Raw genomic sequence first — 21,616 nt, 5'->3', positions numbered from 1 at the left:
CGACGTCGCCGACCTGATCGGCTTCCTGGCCGCCGATTATCGCGAAGTGATCCTGCCTCACCTCGATCCCGAGGCCCTGGCCGAGATCCTCTCCGAACTCGACTACGAAATCCGCGAAGAAATCCTCGAGGCGGTTGCGCCCGAGACCCTGGCCAAGGCGCTGGGGGAGCTGGACTCCGACGACGCCGCCGACGTGGTCGATGACCTGGAGGCTGACAAGCGCGCCCAGGTCCTGGCGGCCCTGCCGGAAACCGAGCGGGCCGCCATCGAGAGCGCGCTCTCCTATGGCGAGGAGACCGCCGGGCGGCTGATGCAGCGCGAGGTGGTGGCCGCGCCGCAGTTCTGGACCGTGGGCCAGGCCATCGACCACTTCCGGCGCGAGTCCGACGACCTGCCCGAGCTGTTCTTCGACGTCTATGTGGTCGATCCCACCTACAAGCCGGTCGGCGCCGTGCCGATCAGCACCCTGCTGCGCGCCAAGCGCGACACGCCCCTGGCCCAGATCATGGAGTCTCTCTCGGAGATTCCTGTCGATATGGACCAGGAGGAGGTGGCCTATATCTTCGACAAGTATCACCTGATCTCGGCGCCGGTGGTGGAGCCGGGCGGCCGGCTGGTCGGCCAGATCACCGTCGACGATATTGTCGGCGTCATTCACGAAGAGAGCCGCGAGGATATCCTGGCGCTGGCTGGCGTGTCCGATGGCGGGCGGCACGGGGACGTGTGGGACATGGTCCGTTCGCGCCTGCCGTGGCTGTTGCTCAACACCCTGACGGCGGCGCTGGCGGTCAGCGTCATTCAGGCCTTCGAGGCCCAGATCGCCCAGGTGGTGACCCTGGCGGTCCTGATGCCCATCGTCGCCTCGCTCGGCGGCAATGGCGCCACCCAGACCCTGACCGTAGCGGTTCGGGCCCTGGCCAGCCGGGAGCTGTCGGCGGTCAACGCCCTTCGGGTGGTCAACCGCGAGATGATCGTCGGCCTGGTCAACGGCGCGGTGCTGGCCGCCGTGACCAGCCTGGCGGTCTATCTGCTGTTCGGCGACCTCCGGCTCTGCATCGCCTTCGCCGCCGCCCTGATCATCAACATGTTCGTAGCGTCGGTGGCCGGCGCCCTGGTGCCCCTGGCCCTGGATCGGATGGGCCGCGATCCGGCGGTGTCCTCGGCTGTGTTCGTGACCTTCGTGACCGACTTCACCGGCTTTTTCGCTTTCCTGGGCATCGCCGCCCTGATCCTGCTCTAGCCTCTTGCTGTAGCCTGGGGCCACGGCCCCTATCTTGCCGAGAGAGGTGCAGACCCCGTGTTTGTGTCTCAACATGGATCAGGATGGCTATGAAACCGCGTCACCAAGTCTCCCGCGCCGCGATCGATCTGATCAAGCGGTTCGAAGGCTACCGCCAAAAGGCGGCGCAGCTGCCCGATGGGCGCTGGACCATCGGCTATGGCCACACCCTGACCGCTCGTGAAGGCGCCGAAGTCTCGGAACGGGACGCCGAGGCCCTGCTGCTCTACGACCTGATCGCGGTGGCCCATACGGTCAACGAGACCACCTACACGCCGCTGACCCAGAACCAGTTCGACGCTCTGTGCTGCTTTGCGTTCAACATCGGCGTGGACAATTTCCGCCGATCCTCCGTGCTGCGCCGGCTGAACGAGGGCCAACTGCTGCTGGCGGCCTGTGGCATGGAGCTGTGGCGCAAGGCGGATTTCGAGGGCGAACGGATCGTCATCGACGCCCTGGTCCGCCGCCGGGCGGCTGAGAAAACCCTGTTCCTGACCCCGATGGACGGCTGGGTGCCGGCCCCGTCGCCGGTTCTGCGACCCAATCTCGACGCTGATGTGAGCGGGATCGTGCCGCGGGAGACGCCGCTGGCCGTGCGCACCGCTATGGACGGGCTCGAGGCTGTGGCGCAGCGCGACCTCCAGGCCAGTCCCCTCATGCCCGCGCCGCCGGAGGAGGGCGAGGCCGAACCAAGCCCGGCCCAGGCCGCCGCTGCGGCTGTAAGCTATCGTCTGCAGGCCATCTTCCGCGAGCCGGCGAGCGAGGAGACTGCGCGACCCCAGGCCTCGCCTCCTGCGCAGGCGGCTGACGAGATCGAGCCCGAAATTCAAGCCGAGCCCACGAGTCTCGATGATCTGCCGGCGCCCGAAGATACCCCGGCCGAGGTTGGTGAGGCGACTGACTCACCGGCCGAGCCTGAGCCTGAGCCTGAACCGGCGCCAGTGTCGGACCCTGCGCCCGTCTTTGCGCCCGTGGCGGGCCTAGCCATGGCTGGCGGGGCGGAGCGCGCCTTCGTGCTGACCTCGCCCGAGCCTGACGCCGAGGAGGCCGAACCCAAGGCCCGTCTCGACGTCGTCACCGAGTCGGCCGCCGACAGCGCCCCCAGCCTGTTTGACCGCCCGATGCTGGCGGCCAACGATCTCACGGCTTCGCCGACGGCCTCGACCTCCCCGACGCCTGCGCTCGATCCCCGCCCGATGCTGATGATCGACGACACGACGCCGGAGCCCGCCATCCTGACCTTCGAGCCTGCGCCGCAGGTTGAGGAGAAGGGGAGCCTTGGTGGGCTGCTGGTTCTGGCGGGTCTTGGCCTGGCCCTGTTCGCCGGCGGCCTCTTCTGGGCGTTCAACGCCCGGGTCGATGGCGGCGGCTTCATCAGTCCGCTGGTCGTCGGCTGGATCGCCGGGATCGCAGGGGTCGGCTTCTTCGGCGTCGCAGCCTATCTCATCCTCAAGCGGTTCGGTGGCGAGGATGACCTCGAATCCGAGGAAAGCCCGTTTAGCTGAGGCGGATATGGCCCCGGCATGGGGCAAGGCCTGCCTGTGGCGTGCCCTCCGGCGGTTGATTACGCCTCGCTGAGGGCCAAGCGCCATGCTAGGCCGTGGGCATGATCGCGAACACTGGCCCTTCCCTGGAGTTCGGCCTCGGCGAGGCCGCCGACGCCATCCGTGAGACCACGGCACGCTTCGCCGCGGGCGAGATCGCCCCCCGGGCCGCCGAGATCGACGCCTCCAACACCTTCCCCCGAGACCTCTGGCCCCGGATGGGCGCCCTTGGCCTGCATGGGATCACCGTCGAGGAGGCCTATGGCGGCCTCGGCCTCGGCTATCTCGAACATGTGGTGGCGATGGAGGAGGTCAGCCGGGCCTCGGCCTCGGTGGGCCTGTCCTACGGCGCTCACTCCAACCTCTGCGTGAACCAGATTCGCCGCTGGGGCTCCGAAGCACAGAAGCAACGCCATCTGCCCCGGCTGATCAGCGGCGAGCATGTGGGCGCCCTGGCCATGAGCGAGGCCGGCTCAGGCTCCGACGTGGTGTCCATGCGGTTGCGGGCCGAGGCTCGCGGCGACCGCTATGTGCTGAACGGGACCAAGTTCTGGATCACCAATGGACCCCATGCCGATGTGCTGGTGGTCTATGCCAAGACCGACCCCGAGGCGACGGGCCGGGCGATCACCGCCTTCCTGATCGAAAAGGACTTCAAGGGCTTCAGCGTCGCCCAGAAGCTGGACAAGCTGGGCATGCGCGGTTCCGACACCGCAGAGCTGGTGTTCGAGGACTGCGAGGTTCCGCAGGACAACGTGCTCGGTCCCCTGGGCGGCGGCGTGGGCGTGTTGATGAGCGGCCTGGACTATGAGCGCGCCGTCCTGGCCGGCGGCCCGCTGGGCATCATGCAGGCCTGCCTCGACACCGTGCTGCCCTATGTCCGCGAGCGCAGGCAGTTTGGCGCGCCGATCGGCTCGTTTCAGCTGATGCAGGCCAAGGTGGCGGACATGTATGTCGCCCTGAACTCGGCCAGAGCCTATGTCTATGCAGTGGCCAGGGCTTGCGACGCCGGGCTGACCACCCGGTTCGACGCGGCGGGCGCAATCCTGATGGCGTCGGAAAATGCGGTGAAGTGCGCCCTGGAGGCCATCCAGGCGCTCGGCGGAGCGGGCTATACGAAGGACTATCCGGTGGAACGCCTGCTTCGGGACGCCAAGCTCTACGACATCGGCGCGGGCACCAACGAGATCCGCCGCTTCCTGATCGGGCGCGAACTGATCGGCGGATAAGGGCTAAGCAGCCCGGTCACCTTGCCTCTGTCGGGAACCCGACGACCTGGGCTGGGGTTTCCTTGGGGTGAGCACCAAGGAGATTTCAGTCATGCGTAAGACCTTCATCGCCGTTCCCATCGCCCTTTCCGCCCTGGTCCTGGCGGCCTGCGGCACCACCGTCACCGAACGTGCGGCGACCGGCGCCCTGGGGGGCGCAGCGGTCGGCGGCGCCGTCAGTGGCGACCTCGAGGGCGCGGCGGCCGGCGCAGCTATCGGCGGCGTGGCCGGCGCGGCGACGACGCCCCGTTAAGGCGCGCGCTCCCGCCGGAGCGCTTGGAATCGGACAACAAAAAGGGGCCGGTCCATTGTCGGGACCGGCCCCTCCATTGTCGGACCGCAAGTGCGGCGGCCCGCAACCTTAGCAGCGCTTTAAGCGCGAACCTCGTGGGAGGCCCAGGCTACGGTCACCGACTGCGACGAATGACAATGAGACACTGGATCACCTCCTTTCAGTTGTTGAACACCACACGCAATATGGGGTGACTTTTCGAGAGTCGCAAACCCACGACGGCGTGATGCGACAAGTCGCCGTGATTTCGGACGCCTGCTGAGGCGTTCAGCGCCAGCGGGCGCCCGTCGCCTCGCTGAGGGCAGGGCGTCGGCGCAGCTCGGTCACCGGCGTCTCCAACTTGTCCAGCGCGGCGATCATCGCGCTATAGCCGGCGGCCACGGCAGGGTCGTACGCCTCCCAATTGCGAATCTCGACCCCGGTCATGTCGGGGGTGACCAGCAGGTCGACGCTTTCGCGGGCCGCGCGCAGGTCACGGCCGGTGGGCACTGTGGCCGCGCGCATCAGCAGCGAGACAATGGGCGGCCCCTGGCGCCAGTCGCCTGACAAAATCCAGCGCAGGACCGAGTCGGGGCGGGCGACGTCCTTGGCCGTGATGCTGCGGCCGCGCGTGACGTCGATCCCGACCACGGGCCCCAGGTGCATGGCGCTCATGACGTCGGCGGGGAAGTTGTTGAGCACCGCGCCATCCACCAGCACCTCATCGCCATGGGTCGCCGGCGGCATGACGCCGGGCAGGGCGATGGTGGCGCGCAGGGCGTCCACCAGCCGGCCGCTGCGATGGACCTGATAGGCCCCGGTCGTGAGGTTCGAGGAGACGGCGAAGAAGGGCAGCCAGAGATCCGAGATCCGGGTGTCGCCGAAATGTTCGAACAGCCGGTCGCGCACCTTGTCGCCCCGCGTCATGGCGATCAGGGGAAAGGCGATGTCGTCCAGGGGACTGGAGGCGACGAAGGCCTCGCGAATCCGCCGGTCGGCCTCGGCGTCGGACCACCCCATCCCAAGGCCGGCGGCGACGATGGCCCCCATGGACGCGCCGCCGATGAAGTCGATGGGCACGCCGCGCTCGCGCAGGGCGCGCACCGCGCCCACATGGGCGTAGGCCCGGGCGCCGCCGCCCGACAGCACCAGGCCGATGGACTGGCCGGTCAGCACCCGCGCCATCCTTGCGGCGTCGTCCTCGTCATCTCGCCGCATATGGAAGAGACGCGCGGGATGGGCCGCGGTCAGCCACCCCTCCGAGGTGCGCGGGGCGCCGCCGCCCCGGGGATGCATGAGGATCAGATCCACCAACTGGTGGGCCTGTAGCGGCTGGGCTGGGTGCAGGATGATGTTCTGCGGCGGCCGCGACGACGCCTTGCCGATGCGGAACAGCCGGTCCACCTGGCGGGCGACCACCGCGCGCCAGCCCAGGTCCTCGCCCTCGGCGGCATAGAGGACGAAGTCGTGGGTGCGCTCGACCTCGGAATACCATTCGGTAGGCGCCGTGGCGGCCTCGGCTCCGACAACGGTGACGCTGTAGCCCTGGCGCATGATGTGGCGGGCGATGCGATCGACCACCGGACGCACCGGGACCGCCTCGCCGACCGTGACAAAGCCATAGACCGAGGGCTCGGATCCGGCCTGCCGACCCTTTGTCCGACGGGTTCGGCGCACGACAAGCTGGGCCAGCTCCAGCATGACGCCGGGATCTTCCTCGGCGGCGTCCATGAACAGGTCGCGGGGCAGGGCGAAGATTTCGGAATCCCGCAGGGCCACCACCCGGGCCGAGTGTACGGTTCCGGCCAACAGCGACATCTCGCCGGCCGGCTCCCCGGGGCGGATCACGCCGAGGAATTCCGGCTCCTGCCCCTCCTCGTGGCGGAAGACGCCGAGGCGGCCGGCCCGCAGGAAGAAAAGTTGGTCGGCGGCTTCCCCGGCTTCGAACAGTACACCGCCGCCGGGCAGGGAGAACCATGTGGCGTCGCCCTCCACCTGTTCAGCGAAGAACAGCTGGGCCAGGGCCGTGTCGATGGGAAGGTCTGGCAGTCGGGCCACGGTGGGGACCCTAGCGCGCAAGGCGCGCCCCGGCTATGCCATGCATATGACGAGGCTAACTTCCTCCATCGATCCTGCTTCCGAGGCATTTCAGACCCAGTCGGCGCTGAATCGGGGCCTGGTCGACCAGCTTCGCGCGCGATCAGCGCAAGCCGCGCTTGGCGGACCTGAGGCGTCCCGCGCCCGGCACGAATCGCGGGGCAAGCTTCTGCCGCGGGATCGGGTCATGCGGTTGCTCGATCCGGGCGCGCCCTTCCTCGAAGTCGGCGCCCTGGCCGCCCATGGCCTCTATGACGATGAGGCGCCCGGCGCAGGCGTGATCACCGGGATCGGGCGGGTGTCGGGCCGCGAGGTGATGATCGTCGCCAACGACGCCACGGTGAAGGGCGGCGCCTACTTCCCCATGACGGTGAAGAAGCATCTGCGGGCCCAGGAAATCGCCCTGCAGAACCGTCTGCCCTGCATCTACCTGGTGGATTCCGGCGGCGCCAACCTGCCGCACCAGGCCGAGGTGTTTCCCGACCGCGACCATTTCGGCCGCATCTTCTTCAATCAGGCCCAGATGAGCGCGGCAGGCATCGCCCAGATCGCCTGTGTCATGGGCTCGTGCACCGCCGGCGGCGCCTATGTGCCGGCCATGTCCGACGAGACGGTCATCGTCCGCGACCAGGGCACCATCTTCCTCGGGGGGCCGCCCCTGGTGAAGGCCGCCACCGGCGAGGTCATCAGCGCCGAGGAACTGGGCGGCGCCGACACCCATGGTCGCCGTTCCGGCGTGGTCGACCATGTGGCCAATGACGACGAGCACGCCCTGGCCATTGTGCGCTCCATCGTCGCCAATCTGAACACCACCAAGACCCATGAGATGGCCCTGGCCGAGCCGCGGCCGCCAGCCTTCGATCCAGAGGAACTCTACGGCCTCATCCCCGGCGACGTGCGCGCGCCCTATGATGTGCGCGAGGTCATCGCCCGCATTGTCGACGGTTCGGACTTCGACGAGTTCAAGGCGCTCTATGGGACGACCCTGGTCTGCGGCTTTGCCCGCATCTGGGGCTATCCTGTGGCCATCCTGGCCAATAATGGCGTGCTGTTTTCCGAGAGCGCGCTGAAGGGTGCCCACTTCATCGAGTTGGCCTGCAAACGGAAGATCCCGCTGGTCTTCCTGCAGAACATCTCGGGGTTCATGGTCGGCGGCCGCTATGAGGCCGGCGGTATCGCCAAGGATGGCGCCAAGCTGGTCACCGCCGTGGCCTGCGCCGAGGTCCCCAAGTTCACCGTCTTGATCGGCGGCTCCTTCGGGGCCGGCAACTACGGCATGTGCGGACGGGCCTATAGCCCCCGCTTCCTGTGGACCTGGCCCAACAGCCGGATCAGCGTCATGGGTGGGGAACAGGCGGCCAGCGTATTGGCCACCATCCGCCGCGACGGCCTGGAGGCCCGCGGCGAGACCTGGGCGGATGAGGACGAGGCGGCCTTCAAGGCGCCGGTCAAGGAACGATATGAGGCCGAGGGCGATCCCTATTTCGCCACCGCGCGCCTTTGGGACGACGGGATCATCGATCCAGCCCAGACCCGCGACGTGCTGGGTCTGTCCATTTCTGCGGCGCTCAATGCGCCCGTCCCGGAGACGCGGTTTGGCGTCTTCCGAATGTGAGGAAGCCTTAAGACCATGAGCAATCCCATCGTCGATCCCCTGGTCGAAGGCCTCGACACCGACGCCACCTCGCCGCTGGTGCGCCTGGAGGCCACGGTCGAGGGCGTGGCCATCGTCACCATCAATCGGCCGGAGCGCCGCAACGCCTTCGACGCCGACCTGATCGCCGCCCTCTCGGAGACCTTCGAGACCCTGCACGGGGCCGAACACGTTCGCCTGGTCTTCCTGCGGGGCGCCGGCGGAACCTTCAGCGCCGGGGCCGACCTCGACTGGATGCGGGCTGCGGCCGGTCACACCGAGGACGACAACCGCGAAGACGCCATGGCCATGGCCAGGATGCTCAAGCTCCTGTGGGACATCCCGGCCCTTACCATCGCCCTGGTGCAGGGCGGCGCCTATGGCGGCGGGGCGGGCCTGGCCGCGGCCTGCGACATGGCCATCGCCACAGCGGACGCCAAGTTCAGCTTCGCCGAGGTCAAGCTCGGCCTGGTGGCCGCCACCATCAGCCCCTATGTGGTCGCCGCCGTCGGTCCCCGCACGGCCCGCGGCCTGTTCGCCACGGGGCGCACCTTCGACGCCGCGCATGCGGAGAAGATCGGCCTGATCACCGAGATCGTGGCCGATGACGCAGCCCTTGAGGCGGCGATGACCGGCCTTTCCACCGAGATGATGGCCTGCGGTCCCATGGCGGTGATCGAGTCCAAGAGAATCGTCGAGCACGTGGCCTATCAGGAGATCGACCACGGCCTGATGGAAGATACCGCCAAGGTGATCGCCCGCGTGCGGGTGAGCGAGGAAGGCCAGGAGGGCGTCATCGCCTTCCTCGAAAAGCGTAAGCCCCGCTGGTCCGAATGATCACGACTCTCCTGGTCGCCAATCGCGGAGAGATCGCAAGACGCATCTTCCGCACCGCCCGCGCGATGGGCCTGGCCACCGTCGCGGTCTATTCCGACGCCGACGCCCAGGCGCCCCATGTGCGCGAGGCCGACCAGGCCGTGCGCCTGGGACCCGCGGCGGCTCAGGAGAGCTATCTCTCGGTCGAGCGCGTGCTTGAGGCCGCCCGCGCCAGCGGCGCCGACGCGATCCACCCTGGCTATGGCTTCCTGTCGGAGAACGCCGACTTCGCCGAGGCGGTGATGGCCGCGGGCCTCACCTGGGTGGGCCCGCCGCCTTCGGCCATCCGGGCCATGGGGCTGAAGGATGCGGCCAAGGCGCTGATGATCGAAGCTGGCGTGCCGGTGACGCCGGGCTATCATGGTGAGAACCAGGAGCCCGACCACCTGGCCGCCCAGGCCGAGCAGATCGGCTATCCCGTCCTGATCAAGGCGGTCGCCGGCGGTGGCGGCAAGGGCATGCGCAAGGTCGAACGCTCGGCGGACTTCGCCGAGGCGCTGGGCGCCGCGCGGCGGGAGGCTGCGGCGGCTTTCGGCGACGACCGTGTCCTGCTGGAGACCTATGTCGCCCGGCCCCGCCACATCGAGGTGCAGGTGTTTGGCGACGCCCACGGCCAGGTCGTCCACCTGTTCGAGCGGGACTGCTCCCTCCAGCGCCGCCACCAGAAGGTGATCGAGGAGGCGCCGGCCCCGGGCATGAGCCCGGAGGTGCGCGAGGCCGTCTGCGCCGCGGCCGTCCGCGCCGCCCAGGCCGTCGATTATGTGGGCGCTGGCACGGTGGAGTTCATCGCCGACGCCAGCGAGGGCCTGCGCGCCGACCGCATCTGGTTCATGGAGATGAACACCCGCCTGCAGGTGGAGCATCCGGTCACCGAGGCGGTCACCGGCCAGGATCTGGTGGAATGGCAACTGCGGGTGGCGGCCGGCGAGCCGCTGCCGCGGGCCCAGGATCAGATCACCCTGAACGGCTGGGCCATGGAGGCGCGCCTCTATGCCGAGAACCCTGCGGCGGGTTTCCTGCCCTCCATCGGCGATCTGGAGCATTTCGTGCTGCCGGATGGGGTTCGGGTGGATACGGGCGTCGAGGCGGGCGGGACCGTCAGCCCGCACTATGATCCGATGATCGCCAAGTTGATCGCCCATGGCCCCAGTCGCCAGATCACGGCCCGCCGTTTGGCGCTCGCCTGTGGCGAAGCGCAGGTCTGGCCGGTGCGCACCAATGCCGGCTTTCTGGTGCGTTGCCTTGAGGACCCGGATTTCCGTCGCGGCGAAATCGACACCGGCTTCATCGCCGCGCGACAGGACAGGCTCACACAGGTGGCCGCGCCCAGCGCGCGCGTGTTGTCAGCCGCCGCCCAGGGCCTGCTGTCGCAGGCGCCGGCCATGACCTCCGAGCCCAGCGGTCCCTGGGGCGCGCTGATGGGATTCCGGCTGAACGCGGCCCGACAGAGCCACCTGTGCCTCTATCGGGACGGCAATGCGATTGAGGCGCCCCTCGAGGAGGGCCCGCTGTCGGCGGACGTGCTGATCGACGCGGCGGGCGCGATCGTGGTGTTTGAGGCTGGCGAGGCCTACGCCTTCTCCGGAACGCCGCCCCAGTCGGCGACGGGCGAAGGCCCGGCCGGAGACGGCGCCGTGATCGCCCCCATGCCGGGCAAGGTGGTCGCCGTGGCCGTCAAGGTCGGCGACGCCGTGACCCGCGGCCAGACCCTGGTCACCCTGGAAGCCATGAAGATGGAGCATGCGCTCGTCGCCGGCTTTGACGGAGCGGTGGAGTCCATCTCGGTCGCTGCGGGCGACCAGGTGAGCGAGGGCGTGGTGCTGGCGAAACTGGCCCAGGCGTCCTAGACCGCGCTTCATGACCCTGCATCTGATCAAGCTGGTTGTCGGCTGTGACACCGTCGAAGATCTGCTGGACTGGCGAGCCCCCCAGGCCCGCGCTGGCCAGCCGTGGATTCTGCGCACCCGCCAGACGCCCAAGCGGGCGGCGGAGCTGACCGACGGCGGCTCGATCTATCGGGTGTACAAGGGCGCGATCCTGTCGCGGCAGCGCATCCTGGAGATCGCCACGGTGGGCGCCGGCCAGGACGCCCGGTGCGAGATGCTGCTGGACGAGACCCTGGTCCGGGTGGCGCCGACGCCGAGGCGGGCCTTCCAGGGCTGGCGCTATCTGGAGGTCAAGGATGCGCCGCCGGACCTGGAGGGCGAGGGCGGCCAGGACGTGCCGCCGGAACTGGCCCGCCAGCTGCGCGAGGCCGGCCTCTGGTAGCGACTCAGACGGCCATGTTGTCGATGAGCCGGGTCTTGCCCAGGAAGGCGGCCGCCAGCACGCGGCCCGGAACACTCAGCACGCCAGGACCAGGATGGGACAGGTCCTGGGCGTGGCGCACCTCAAAATAGTCGATCCGCTCGAAACCCTGGCGCTCCAGGGCGGCGCGGCCGGTGGCCTCCACCTTTTCTACCGTGTCGTCAGCCTTCAGCCGGGCTGCGGCGTCGGCCAGCACGACATTGAGCCGCCCGGCGATGACCCGCTGTTCGGGCGTCAGGTAGGCGTTGCGGGAGGACAGCGCCAAGCCGTCCTCCGCCCTGGCGGTCGGCGCGCCGACGATCTCCACGGGCAGGTCGAGGTCGAGCGCCAGCCGGCGGATCAGCTGGAGCTGCTGGTAGTCCTTCTCGCCGAACACCGCCACATCGGGCTGGGCCTGGTTGAGCAGCTTGGCGACCACGGTGGCCACCCCGTCGAAATGGCCGGGCCGTGCGGCTCCGTCGAGGGGTTCGGAGACGCCGGAGATGCTGATTTTGGTGGCGAAACCCGCCGGATAGATCTGGCTGACATCGGGGGCGTAGAGCAGGTCGCAGCCGGCGCTGGCCAGCAGTTCGGCGTCGCCGGCCTCGTTGCGCGGATAGCGGTCGAAGTCCTCGTTCGGGCCGAACTGGGTCGGATTGACGAAGATGCTGGCCACCACCCGGCGGGCGCGGGTCTTGGCCAACCGTACGAGCGACAGGTGCCCCTCGTGCAAGGCGCCCATGGTGGGCGTCATCGCCACGGTCTCGCCGGCGGCCCGCCAGGCGCGGACCTGGGCGCGAAGCTCGGCCACGGTGCGGACGACGGGCAGGAATTCGGCGGGCATGGGGCCTCGGATGGCTGGAAACAGGGTGTCGGGCTTATGGCCGATGGGCGGGGGTGCGTCCATCCGTCCACAGGGGCGGGGGCCTGCCAAGTTGACCTTGGGGCCAGCATAAGCGTCTCGTTAACCTATTGGCCCGCTTGGCCGAATCGATGGAGCAGGACGAATGTCCCAACCCCGTGTGATCGTCGTCGGAAACGAGAAGGGCGGCGCTGGCAAGTCCACCATCGCCCTGCATCTGGCCGTGGCTCTGATGTATGGCGGCGCCAGGGTGGCGGTGCTGGACCTGGATCTGCGCCAGCAGTCCATGGGCCACTTCTTCGCCAGCCGTCGCGCCTGGCTGGCGGCCAATGAGGTCGAGGCCCCGCTGCCGCTCGAGTTCCCCTTGAGCGCTGACCTGGCGCTCGCCACCGACGGCGAGGCCCTGGCGGCCTTCCAGCAGGCCTTCGAGGCCGCCAATGCGGCCGCCGATTTCGTGCTGATCGACACTCCCGGCGGCGACACGGCCATCTCCCGGGCGGCCCATGGCCTGGCCGACCTGATTGTCACCCCGATGAATGACAGCTTCGTCGACTTCGACATGCTGGGCGTGGTCGACCCCGTCAGCCTGGATCTTAAACGGCCCGGCCTCTATTCGGTGACCGTGTGGGACAGCCGCAAGGCCCGCGCCGTGGCCGACGGTCGCTCCATCGACTGGGTGGTGTTGCGCAACCGCCTGGCGCCCACCGAGGCCCGCAACCGCCGCCGCCTGGACGAGCGGGTGAAGGCCCTGTCGCGGCGCGTCGGATTCCGCGTCGGCCCTGGCCTGCGCGACCGGGTCATCTATCGCGAGCTCTACCCCTTCGGCCTGACCATCGCCGACCTGTCACCGGCCATCCGACCGGTCTCCATCTCGCTGCAGCACGTCGCCGCCCGCCAGGAGCTGCGCGCCCTGATCGGCGCGCTGGGTCTGGGCGAGGTGACGGGCCAGACCCTGATGGCGGCCGAATAGCGCCATGCTCTATCTGGCCCTCGGCGCCGCGGCCCTGGCCGTTTTCGTGTGGCTGGGACGGCGGGGCCGGCCGGTGTTTCAGCGGCCGGGCCTGCGTGTGCTATCGGGCGTGGCCTCGATCGCAGCCTTTGCCGGCGCCGCCTTTCTGGCCGTGCGCGGCGGCTGGGCCTTCGCGCCGGTGCTGATCGTCGTGGGACTATGGCTGGCCATGAGCGCCCGCGGCCAGGGGGCGGGCGCAGGGGCCGCGCCTCGGAGCAGCGCCATGAGCGAGAAGGACGCCCGATCGATCCTGGGCGTAGGGCCCGAGGCGACCCTGGAAGAGATCCAGGCCGCCTATACCCGCCTGATGCGCCGCGCCCACCCCGACGCTGGGGGGTCGGCGGGCCTTGCGTCCCAGCTCAACGCCGCCCGCGACCGCTTGATCCGCCGCTGAGCGGTCTCTAGGTCTTAAGGCTTGAGCGCGTTTCATCCGTAAAACCGGATTCCGCTTTTACGGAACGCGCTCAGGCGGGATCGATCACCATGCAGGCCTGGTTGCGGGCCTTGAGGGTTTCGCAGGCGTCCCGGGCCTTGGCTTCGGTGAGGCCGGTGAATCTCGCCCGATAGAAGCCCGAGCTGGGATCGGTGACCATGGTGTCGGCGCCGGTGAAGGCGCTGGCGAACCGCCGCCGGGTCATCTGAAGCTGTTCCTGGGCCAGGGCGCGGGAGCGGAAGGCGCCCACCTGGACCTGCCATTGGCCGGCGCTCCCGGCGGCGGCGGCCGTCCGGGTCGCGGCCGGGGGCGGCGGGGCCGAGGCAAGCACGATCTTCAGGCCGTCCTGTTCGCCGTCGCCCTGTTCGCGGGAGGGGCGCATGATCTGGCCGCTGGGATCGGGCTCGAACAGGTTCTGGGCCACGGTGATCCGCTCGCCGCGATCGCGGCGGTTGGCCACGTCGAAGCCGGTGAGCAGCAGATCTTCGGCATGGTTGTCGCGAGCCGCCGTCGAGGCGCCGCCGAGGACGACCACGATCAGCCGCCGCCCCTGCCGGACGCCGGAGATGGCGATGTTGTAGCCTGAGGCGTTGGTGTAGCCGGTCTTCAGGCCATCGACCCCCAGTTCGCGGCGCAGGAGGCTGTTGTGGCCGCGGATCACCGTGCCCCGGAAGGTGAACTGGCCTGTGCTGAACAGGTCATAATACTGCGGGAAGTCGCGCATGATGGCGCGGGACAGGACGGCCAGGTCCCGGGCGGTGGAGATCTGGCGGCTGTCGGGCAGGCCCGAGGCGTTGACGAAGGTCGTGGAGTCCATGCCGAGCTCGCGAGCTCGCAGGGTCATGAGGGCGGCGAAGCGGGCCTCGCTGCCGCCGAGCTTCTCGGCCACGGCCACGGCTACGTCATTGGCCGAGCGGATCGCCAGGGCATGCAGGGCTTCGTCCACCGTGATCGAATCGCCGGCCTTGACGAACAGCTTGGTGGGCGGCGCGGCCGCCGCACGGGTCGAGAAGGGGATGCGATCGTCCAGGGAGAGGCGGCCGGCGGCCAGTTCCTCAAACAGCAGATAGATGGTCATCACCTTGGTGATGGAGGCGGGATAGCGGTCGCTGTCGGCGCGCTTGGCGTACAGCACCTCGCCGCTGGCGGCGTCCACCACGATCGAGGCGTACTTCGGCTGCTGTGCTGGCAACTGCAGATAGGGAATCTGCGCCTGGGCGACCGGGGCGACCGCAAGGCCGCAGGCCGTGGCGATCGCGAAGAGGCCGGCGAGAATCGGGCGGCGGGCGCGTTTGAACATCGCTTCGTCCGTCGTGTTTGGGTTTTCCGGCGCGCCCCCCGAGGCGCACGCCGAGGACAGAAGGCTAACATGGCATATCGCCCCTTGCGCGAGGGTAAACACCTGTTGAGCATTCCAAAATGCCGCAGCGCCCGCCTGATGGGCGAGTGGTGAAGCTTTATGCAGGCGGTGTTTTGGGGAGTTTCTTCGGTGGTGTCAAAAATTGTGCGGCGCACAAAGGCTTATTGACTGCTGCGATGCAACATGGGATGTTGCGGGTGCGTTAAGTAGCTTCGTCAGTTTCTCGCGGTCCGCCGCGCCCGTCCGCCAGACCGCCCCCGTCGCCCGTCAAGGAGATCAGCCATGGCCGCCGCCGCTGAAACCAACGCCAAGTCCACCGCCGAGCAGTTCACCCTGGCCGGCAACACCGCCTTCAAGGACGCCATCGAAAAGTCCCTGACCGCGCTGGCCGAAACCAACACCTATTCGAAGAAGAATCTGGAGGCGATGGTCGCCTCGGCCACGGCCGCCGCCAAGGGCGCCGAAGCCGTCGGCGCCCAGGCCATGGCCTATTCCAAGAAGACCGTGGAAGACCAGATGGTCGCCGCCAAGTCGCTCAGCCAGGCCAAGAGCCTGCAGGAGGCCGTCGAGCTTCAGACCGCCTTCGCCAAGACCGCCATGGAAACCTACATGGCCGAGATGACCCGCATGTCGGAGCTCTTCACCGCCTCGATGAAGGATTCCATGAAGCCGCTGAACGAGCGCGTCACCGCGACCGTCGAGCGTCTGCAAGCCGCCCGCTAAGGCGATCGGGCGCCCCGGCGCCTGAGCAATGCGACAAGAGCCCGGTCCGGCGACGGACCGGGCTTTTCTCATGGGGGCGTGAGCGCTAGACACTAGGGCATGTCCACTGTCGAAGAACGTCTGGCCGCGCTGGGTGTCCGCCTGCCCGAGCCCTCCACCCCGGTCGCCAACTATGTGCCCTTCGTCCGGGCCGGCGCCTTGCTCCACATTTCCGGTCAGGTGTCGCGCGACGCCCAGGGCGGCGTCACCGGCGTCGTCGGCCAGGACGTCGACATGGAGACGGCGCGATATGCCGCCCGGCTCTGCGCCATCAACCTGATCGCCCAGATGAAGGCGGCCTGCGGCGGCGATCTCGGCCGCGTGGTTCGAGTGGTGAAGCTGGGCGGCTTCGTCCAGGCTGGTCCTGACTTCTTCGACATTCCCCAGGTGGTGAACGGCGCCTCGGACCTGATGGTCGACGCCTTCGGCGATATCGGCCGCCACGCCCGTTCGGCGGTGGGGGTCTATCGCCTGCCGATGAACTTCGCGGTCGAGGTCGATGCGGTGGTGGAGGTCTCGTGAGGGACCGCTTCGGCGAGGCCTGGGATCTTCTGTTCCATCCGCCGGTGGCCCACCGAGGCCTATGGGCGCCCGATGGCGCGCCGGAGAATTCGCTGGGCGCCTTCCAGGCCGCCTGCGCCGCGGGCTATGGAGTCGAACTCGACGTCCATCTGTCGTCGGACGGGGAGGCGATGGTCTTCCACGACGAGACCCTGGTCCGGATGACCGGGGCCGAGGGTCGCCTGCGCGACCGCACGGCCGCCGATCTTGGCGGGTTGTCCCTCAAGGGAACCGACGAGAGGATTCCCACCCTGCTCGAAACCCTGGCCCTGGTCGGCCACCGGGCCATGGTCCACATCGAGCTGAAGACCGCCTGGGGCGAGGTCGGCCCGCTGGAGCGGCGCGTCCACGAGATCATCGCCGACCATGCCGGTCCGCTGTGCATTATCGGCTTCAATCCCTATTCCCACGCCTGGTACGCCGACCACTATCCGGGCGTCCTGAGGGGCCTGGATTCCTACAGCTACAAGCGCGCGCCCCACCTGGGGGAGGAGCAGCGCCAGGCCTTCGCGCGGCTGGAGCACGTCTCCATCGCCCGGCCGCACTTCCTGGCCCTGGGCCTCGACATGCTGCCGAGCCCGGAGGCCGCCGCCTATCGGGCGCAAGGCATGCCGGTGGTCGCCTGGACGGTCCGTGAGCCCGCCCAGTGGGATGCGATCAAGAACGGCTGCGACAACATGATCTTCGAGGGCTTCGCCGCGTGAGTCTGACGCCGGCGGTCAAGGTGAGCCGCCGTATCGCCGAGATCGGCCGGGCGAGCTGGGACGGCTGCGCCGCGCACACCGGCAATCCATTCGTCTCCTACGATTTCCTCGACATCCTGGAACAGTCCGGCTGTGCGGTGGAGCGGGCCGGCTGGGGACCGCAGCACCTGTCCATCGCCGACGAGGCGGGCGGGGTAGGGGCGGTGATGCCGCTCTATCTGAAGTCCCACAGCCAGGGCGAATACATCTTCGACCATGCCTGGGCCGACGCCTATGAGCGGGCCGGCGGTCGGTACTATCCCAAGCTTCTGTCGGCGGCGCCGTTTACCCCGGCCACGGGGCAGCGCCTGCTGGTCCGGCGGGACGTGCCGGCGCAGGCGGGCTATGACCTGCTGCTCGGCGGCGCGCTCACCTTGTGCGAGCGGATGGGGATTTCCTCCGTCCACGTCAATTTTCCGACGCAGGAGGAGTGGGCCTGGCTCGGCGACCAGGGCCTGGCCCAGCGGCAGGGGCAGCAGTACCACTGGTTCAACCGGGGCTATGGCGGCTTTGACGACTTCCTGGCCGACCTTTCGTCGGGGCGGCGGAAAACCATCCGGCGGGAGCGGCGCGACGCCCAGGCGGGGCTGGAGATCGTCCGCCTCACCGGCGCCGACCTGACCGAGGACGCCTGGGACGCCTTCTACGGCTTCTATATGGACACCGGCTCACGCAAATGGGGGCAGCCCTATCTGAACCGGCTGTTCTTTTCCCTCCTAGGCGAGCGGATGGCCGACCGGGTGCTGCTGATCATGGCCCGTCGCAATGGCCGCTGGATCGCGGGCGCGCTCAATCTGATCGGCGCCGACGCCCTCTATGGCCGCAACTGGGGCTGCATCGAGGACGTGCCCTTCCTGCATTTCGAGCTCTGCTACTACCAGGCCATCGAATGGGCGATAGGCGCAGGCCTCGCCCGGGTCGAGGCGGGCGCCCAGGGCCAGCACAAGATCGCCCGCGGCTATCTGCCGACGCCGGTCTATTCGGCCCACTACATCGCCGATCCGGCGTTGCGTGGTCCGGTGGAGGATTTCGTCGCCCGTGAAAAGGCGGCGGTGGACGGCGAAATGGAATGGCTTTCGGAGGAATACTCGCCATTCCGCCAGGGCTGAGCTCTTCGCATGCCGCGGGCGGTTTTACTAAGCACGAACGATCAACGCCAGAGGGAGCGCGGCCATGAGCCTGGACGGGACCTACGACGCCAACAACATCTTTGCCAAGATCCTGCGGGGCGAGGCGCCCTGCGCCCGGGTGTTCGAGGATGACCACGTCCTGTCATTCATGGACGTCTTTCCCCAGGTGCGCGGCCACACCCTGGTGATTCCCAAGCACTCCAACGCGCGGAACCTGCTGGAGGAAGATCCGGCCGTGCTGTCGCCGCTGATTCTCGGCGTTCAGCGGGTGGCCCGGGCCGTGCGCGCGGCGCTCTTGCCGGACGGCGTGGCGATCAGCCAATTCAATGGCTCGGTTGCGGGCCAGACCATTTTCCACCCGCACTTCCACATCCTCCCCCGCTGGGAGGGGGCGGCGGTAGGCCGTCACGCCTCGGGCGGCATGGCCGATCCGGCCGAACTGAAGGCCCTGGCCGAGCAGATCGCCGCCAAGATCGCCTGAGAACGGTCGCACCGTTTCCACGAAAAAGCCCCGGCCAATGGCCGGGGCTTTGACGTTTCAGAGGCTTGAGCCGTCTTAGTCGGCCAGTTCGGCGGTGGCGTCCTTTGACGGATCCTCGATCATCGGGGCGCCCGGTTCGCGGGAGTCGCCCTCGATCTCGAAGTCCAGCTTGCCGTCCTTGAGCACCACGCGGACGTGGCCGCCCTTGACCAGCCGGCCGAAGAGGATTTCGTCGGCCAGCGGCTTCTTGATGTGCTCCTGGATGACCCGGGCCAGCGGCCGGGCGCCGTAGAGCTCGTCGAAGCCGTTGTCGGCCAGCCAGCCCGCCGCCTCGTCGGTGGTCTCGATGGTGACGTGACGATCGGCCAGCTGGGCTTCCAGCTGCATGACGAACTTCTGCACCACCTGGCGGATGATCGACGGATCCAGCGGACGGAAGGCCACCACCGCGTCGAGGCGGTTGCGGAATTCCGGGGTGAAGACCCGCTTGATCGCCTCTTCGGCCTCGTGATCAGCCTTGCCCCGGCCAAAGCCGATGGTGTTGCGCTGAGCGTCGGCCGCACCGGCGTTGGTGGTCATGATGAGCACCACGTTGCGGAAGTCGATCTTCTTGCCGTTGGAGTCGGTCAGCACCCCGTGGTCCATGACCTGCAGCAGGATATTGTAGACGTCCGGGTGGGACTTCTCGATCTCGTCCAGCAGGACCACGGCGTGGGGATGCTGATCGACGGCGTCGGTCAGCAGGCCGCCCTGGTCGAAGCCCACATAGCCGGGAGGCGCCCCGATCAGGCGGCTGACCGTGTGGCGCTCCATGTACTCCGACATGTCGAAGCGCAGGAGCTCGATCCCCAGGGTCGAGGCCAACTGTCGAGCCGTTTCGGTCTTGCCGGTGCCGGTGGGCCCCGAGAAGAGGTAGCAGCCGATCGGCTTGTTGGGATCGCGCAGGCCCGCCCGGGACATCTTCATGGCCGCAGACAGCTGCTCGATGGCGTCGTCCTGGCCATAGACCGCCCGCTTTAGATCCTCCTGCAGTTGCTTGAGGGCCTCGGTGTCGGACTTGGAGACCGACTTGGGCGGGATGCGGGCGATCTTGGCCACCACGGCCTCGATCTCCTTGACCCCGATGGTCTTTTTCCGGCGGCTCTCGGGCAGCAGCATCTGGCTCGCGCCGGCCTCGTCGATCAGGTCGATCGCCTTGTCCGGCAGCTTGCGGTCATTGATGTACTTGGCCGACAGCTCGACGGCGGCCTTCAGGGCGTCGTTGGTGTAGCGGAGCTTGTGGAACTCCTCGTAATAGGTCTTGAGGCCCTTCAGGATCTTGATCGTGTCGTCCAGGGTCGGCTCGTTCACGTCGATCTTCTGGAAGCGCCGGACGAGCGCCCGGTCCTTCTCGAAGTGCTGACGGAACTCCTTGTAGGTCGTCGAGCCCATGCAGCGCAGGGCGCCCGAGGCCAGGGCCGGCTTCAGCAGGTTGGAGGCGTCCATGGCCCCGCCGCTGGTCGCGCCGGCGCCGATCACCGTGTGGATCTCGTCGATGAACAGGATCGCGTCGGGGTGGTTCTCCAGCTCCTTGACGACCTGCTTGACCCGCTCTTCGAAGTCGCCGCGATAGCGGGTGCCGGCCAGCAGCGCCCCCATGTCGAGGGAGAAGATGGTGGCTTCAGCCAGGACCGCGGGGACCTGCTTGTTGACGATCTTACGGGCCAGGCCCTCGGCGATGGCGGTCTTGCCGACGCCCGGGTCGCCCACCAGCAGCGGGTTGTTCTTGGTCCGGCGGCACAGGATCTGGATGCAGCGCTCGACTTCGGCGGCGCGGCCGATCAGGGGATCGACCTTGCCCTCCTTGGCCTTCTCGTTCAGGTCGACGCAGTAGGCCTCGAGGGCCTCTCCGCCGGTCTTGACCGAGGGCTTTTCCTCGTCCTCGGCGCCCTTGACGGGCTTGCCTTCGACGGTGGCCCCGGCCTTCTTGGCGATGCCGTGGGCGATGTAGTTCACCGCGTCGTACCGCGTCATGTCCTGCTCTTGCAGGAAGTAGGCGGCATGGCTCTCCCGTTCGGAGAAGATGGCCACCAGCACATTGGCGCCGGTGACATCCTCGCGGCCGGAGGACTGGACGTGAATGACCGCGCGCTGGATGACGCGCTGGAAACCGGCCGTGGGCTTGGCGTCTTCGCCGTCGTCCACCACAAGCGAGCGGAGCTCATTGTCCACATAGCCGGTGAGGGTCCCCCGCAGGGAACCGAGGTCGACTTCGCAGGCGCGCATTACGGCGGCGGCTTCTTCGTCGTCGATCAGCGCCAGGAGCAGGTGCTCCAGCGTCGCATACTCGTGCTTTCGCTCATTGGCGTAAGCGACGGCGCGATGCAGAGATTCTTCGAGTTGGCGCGAAAACGAGGGCAATCGGGGGCCTCTCAATCCTTTTCCATGGTGCATTGAAGCGGGTGCTGGTGCCGCCTAGCGGCATCAACGACCTGCGCGACTTTCGTTTCCGCCACCTCGTAGGTGAACACACCGCAAACACCCACGCCGTGCTGGTGGACGTGCAGCATGATCCGCGTCGCGTCTTCGCGCGACTTGTTGAAGAACTGCTCCAGAACGTAAACGACGAACTCCATTGGGGTGTAGTCGTCGTTCAGCAGCAGCACGCGGTACATGGACGGCTTCTGCGTCTTCGGCTTGGTCTGGGTGATGACCGCCGATTTGACGCCCGTCGACACATCACCTTGCTTGCGCTCGGCCATCGAAAACGTCTCCTGGCGGGCGTCTGGGTCCCGCCGCTTAGGGATTAGATATGGAAAAGGACGGCGTTTGAAAGGGTTGAAATCGTCGAAGGACGATACCAAGCGGCCAACGCTTATCTTTTTGTCGCTGTCGTCGGAGCTTATCCGATCATCACTCAATCTTGAACCCTGGGTTTTGAGCGAAGGGCGCGACCCGATGTGATCGCCTCTGGGCCGAAGCGCGCCCTTATGGCGTCGGCGGTGCGCTCCTCGGTCAGCGCCTTCTCCTCGCCCTCGCCGA

At 68.0% G+C, this 21,616-nt stretch carries 20 protein-coding genes; 15 read left to right on the top strand and 5 right to left on the bottom strand.

What is annotated here, in order from left to right:
• The 4 genes from mgtE to V7702_RS12260 form a co-directional block, all read left to right on the top strand.
• On the top strand, positions 1-1,240 hold a 1,240-nt coding region (mgtE, locus tag V7702_RS12275), incomplete at its 5' end, for a magnesium transporter (RefSeq protein WP_335650393.1).
• 89 nt (positions 1,241-1,329) lie between these two features.
• The gene (locus tag V7702_RS12270; protein WP_335650392.1) at positions 1,330-2,784 is read left to right on the top strand and encodes a glycoside hydrolase family protein; all 1,455 of its coding nucleotides are present in this window, start codon (positions 1,330-1,332) and stop codon (positions 2,782-2,784) included.
• Positions 2,785-2,885: 101 nt separating this feature from the next.
• The gene (locus V7702_RS12265) at positions 2,886-4,052 is read left to right on the top strand and encodes an isovaleryl-CoA dehydrogenase (RefSeq protein WP_335650391.1); all 1,167 of its coding nucleotides are present in this window, start codon (positions 2,886-2,888) and stop codon (positions 4,050-4,052) included.
• A gap of 91 nt (positions 4,053-4,143) precedes the next feature.
• Positions 4,144-4,344, top strand: a complete 201-nt coding sequence (locus tag V7702_RS12260) for a hypothetical protein (RefSeq protein WP_335650390.1) — start codon at positions 4,144-4,146, stop codon at positions 4,342-4,344.
• Between the two features lie 306 nt (positions 4,345-4,650).
• Here V7702_RS12260 and V7702_RS12255 read toward each other — a convergent pair whose 3' ends face one another.
• On the bottom strand, positions 4,651-6,420 hold the full coding sequence (locus V7702_RS12255; protein ID WP_335650389.1) for a patatin-like phospholipase family protein: 1,770 nt from the start codon (positions 6,418-6,420) through the stop codon (positions 4,651-4,653).
• 46 nt (positions 6,421-6,466) lie between these two features.
• Between V7702_RS12255 and V7702_RS12250 the strand changes: the two genes are divergently transcribed.
• From V7702_RS12250 to V7702_RS12235, 4 genes are read left to right on the top strand one after another with little or no spacing between them, the layout of a single operon-like run.
• On the top strand, positions 6,467-8,074 hold the full coding sequence (locus V7702_RS12250; RefSeq protein WP_335650388.1) for a carboxyl transferase domain-containing protein: 1,608 nt from the start codon (positions 6,467-6,469) through the stop codon (positions 8,072-8,074).
• A gap of 15 nt (positions 8,075-8,089) precedes the next feature.
• Positions 8,090-8,929 (top strand): enoyl-CoA hydratase-related protein, encoded by an 840-nt coding sequence (locus V7702_RS12245; RefSeq protein WP_335650387.1) that lies wholly within the window; start codon positions 8,090-8,092, stop codon positions 8,927-8,929.
• Positions 8,926-10,815, top strand: coding sequence for an acetyl/propionyl/methylcrotonyl-CoA carboxylase subunit alpha (locus tag V7702_RS12240; RefSeq protein ID WP_335650386.1), 1,890 nt, complete (start codon positions 8,926-8,928; stop codon positions 10,813-10,815). The genes V7702_RS12245 and V7702_RS12240 overlap by 4 nt, the downstream gene beginning before the upstream one ends.
• Positions 10,816-10,825: 10 nt before the next feature.
• Complete coding sequence (locus tag V7702_RS12235; protein ID WP_335650385.1) at positions 10,826-11,236, top strand: DUF1489 family protein; 411 nt, start codon at positions 10,826-10,828, stop codon at positions 11,234-11,236.
• Between the two features lie 4 nt (positions 11,237-11,240).
• On the opposite strand, the gene panC is transcribed toward V7702_RS12235, so the two are convergent.
• Positions 11,241-12,098 carry a pantoate--beta-alanine ligase gene (panC, locus tag V7702_RS12230; RefSeq protein ID WP_335650394.1) on the bottom strand — a complete coding sequence of 286 codons (858 nt, stop codon included), beginning with the start codon at positions 12,096-12,098 and terminating at the stop codon, positions 11,241-11,243.
• Positions 12,099-12,261: 163 nt separating this feature from the next.
• On the opposite strand from panC, the gene V7702_RS12225 reads away from it, so the two are divergent.
• Together V7702_RS12225 and V7702_RS12220 are read left to right on the top strand one after the other, a co-directional pair.
• Positions 12,262-13,086, top strand: coding sequence for a division plane positioning ATPase MipZ (locus V7702_RS12225; protein ID WP_335650384.1), 825 nt, complete (start codon positions 12,262-12,264; stop codon positions 13,084-13,086).
• Positions 13,087-13,090: 4 nt separating this feature from the next.
• Positions 13,091-13,519, top strand: coding sequence for a J domain-containing protein (locus V7702_RS12220; RefSeq protein ID WP_335650383.1), 429 nt, complete (start codon positions 13,091-13,093; stop codon positions 13,517-13,519).
• Between the two features lie 70 nt (positions 13,520-13,589).
• Here V7702_RS12220 and V7702_RS12215 read toward each other — a convergent pair whose 3' ends face one another.
• Complete coding sequence (locus V7702_RS12215) at positions 13,590-14,858, bottom strand: D-alanyl-D-alanine carboxypeptidase (RefSeq protein ID WP_335650382.1); 1,269 nt, start codon at positions 14,856-14,858, stop codon at positions 13,590-13,592.
• Between the two features lie 342 nt (positions 14,859-15,200).
• Here V7702_RS12215 and V7702_RS12210 point away from each other — a divergent pair, with 342 nt between their 5' ends.
• The 5 genes from V7702_RS12210 (at position 15,201) to V7702_RS12190 (ending at position 18,595) form a co-directional block, all read left to right on the top strand.
• Positions 15,201-15,641, top strand: a complete 441-nt coding sequence (locus V7702_RS12210; protein ID WP_335650381.1) for a phasin family protein — start codon at positions 15,201-15,203, stop codon at positions 15,639-15,641.
• Positions 15,642-15,740: 99 nt separating this feature from the next.
• Positions 15,741-16,202 (top strand): RidA family protein, encoded by a 462-nt coding sequence (locus V7702_RS12205; RefSeq protein WP_335650380.1) that lies wholly within the window; start codon positions 15,741-15,743, stop codon positions 16,200-16,202.
• The gene (locus V7702_RS12200) at positions 16,199-16,945 is read left to right on the top strand and encodes a glycerophosphodiester phosphodiesterase family protein (RefSeq protein WP_335650379.1); all 747 of its coding nucleotides are present in this window, start codon (positions 16,199-16,201) and stop codon (positions 16,943-16,945) included. The genes V7702_RS12205 and V7702_RS12200 overlap by 4 nt, the downstream gene beginning before the upstream one ends.
• A complete protein-coding gene (locus V7702_RS12195) occupies positions 16,942-18,093 on the top strand; it encodes a GNAT family N-acetyltransferase (protein WP_335650378.1) in 1,152 nt (383 codons plus the stop codon). The genes V7702_RS12200 and V7702_RS12195 overlap by 4 nt, the downstream gene beginning before the upstream one ends.
• 64 nt (positions 18,094-18,157) lie before the next feature.
• Positions 18,158-18,595, top strand: a complete 438-nt coding sequence (locus tag V7702_RS12190; protein WP_335650377.1) for an HIT family protein — start codon at positions 18,158-18,160, stop codon at positions 18,593-18,595.
• Between the two features lie 75 nt (positions 18,596-18,670).
• Here V7702_RS12190 and clpA read toward each other — a convergent pair whose 3' ends face one another.
• Both clpA and clpS read right to left on the bottom strand, forming a co-directional pair.
• Positions 18,671-20,995 carry an ATP-dependent Clp protease ATP-binding subunit ClpA gene (clpA, locus tag V7702_RS12185; protein WP_335650376.1) on the bottom strand — a complete coding sequence of 775 codons (2,325 nt, stop codon included), beginning with the start codon at positions 20,993-20,995 and terminating at the stop codon, positions 18,671-18,673.
• Positions 20,996-21,006: 11 nt separating this feature from the next.
• Positions 21,007-21,336, bottom strand: coding sequence for an ATP-dependent Clp protease adapter ClpS (clpS, locus tag V7702_RS12180; protein ID WP_335650375.1), 330 nt, complete (start codon positions 21,334-21,336; stop codon positions 21,007-21,009).
• Between the last annotated feature and the right edge of the window lie 280 nt (positions 21,337-21,616).

This window comes from Phenylobacterium sp., assembly GCF_036963605.1.
In the GTDB taxonomy this organism is placed as follows: domain Bacteria; phylum Pseudomonadota; class Alphaproteobacteria; order Caulobacterales; family Caulobacteraceae; genus Phenylobacterium.
Note: the sequence above shows the minus strand (reverse complement) of the source record. Positions and strands in the feature narration are given on the sequence as shown.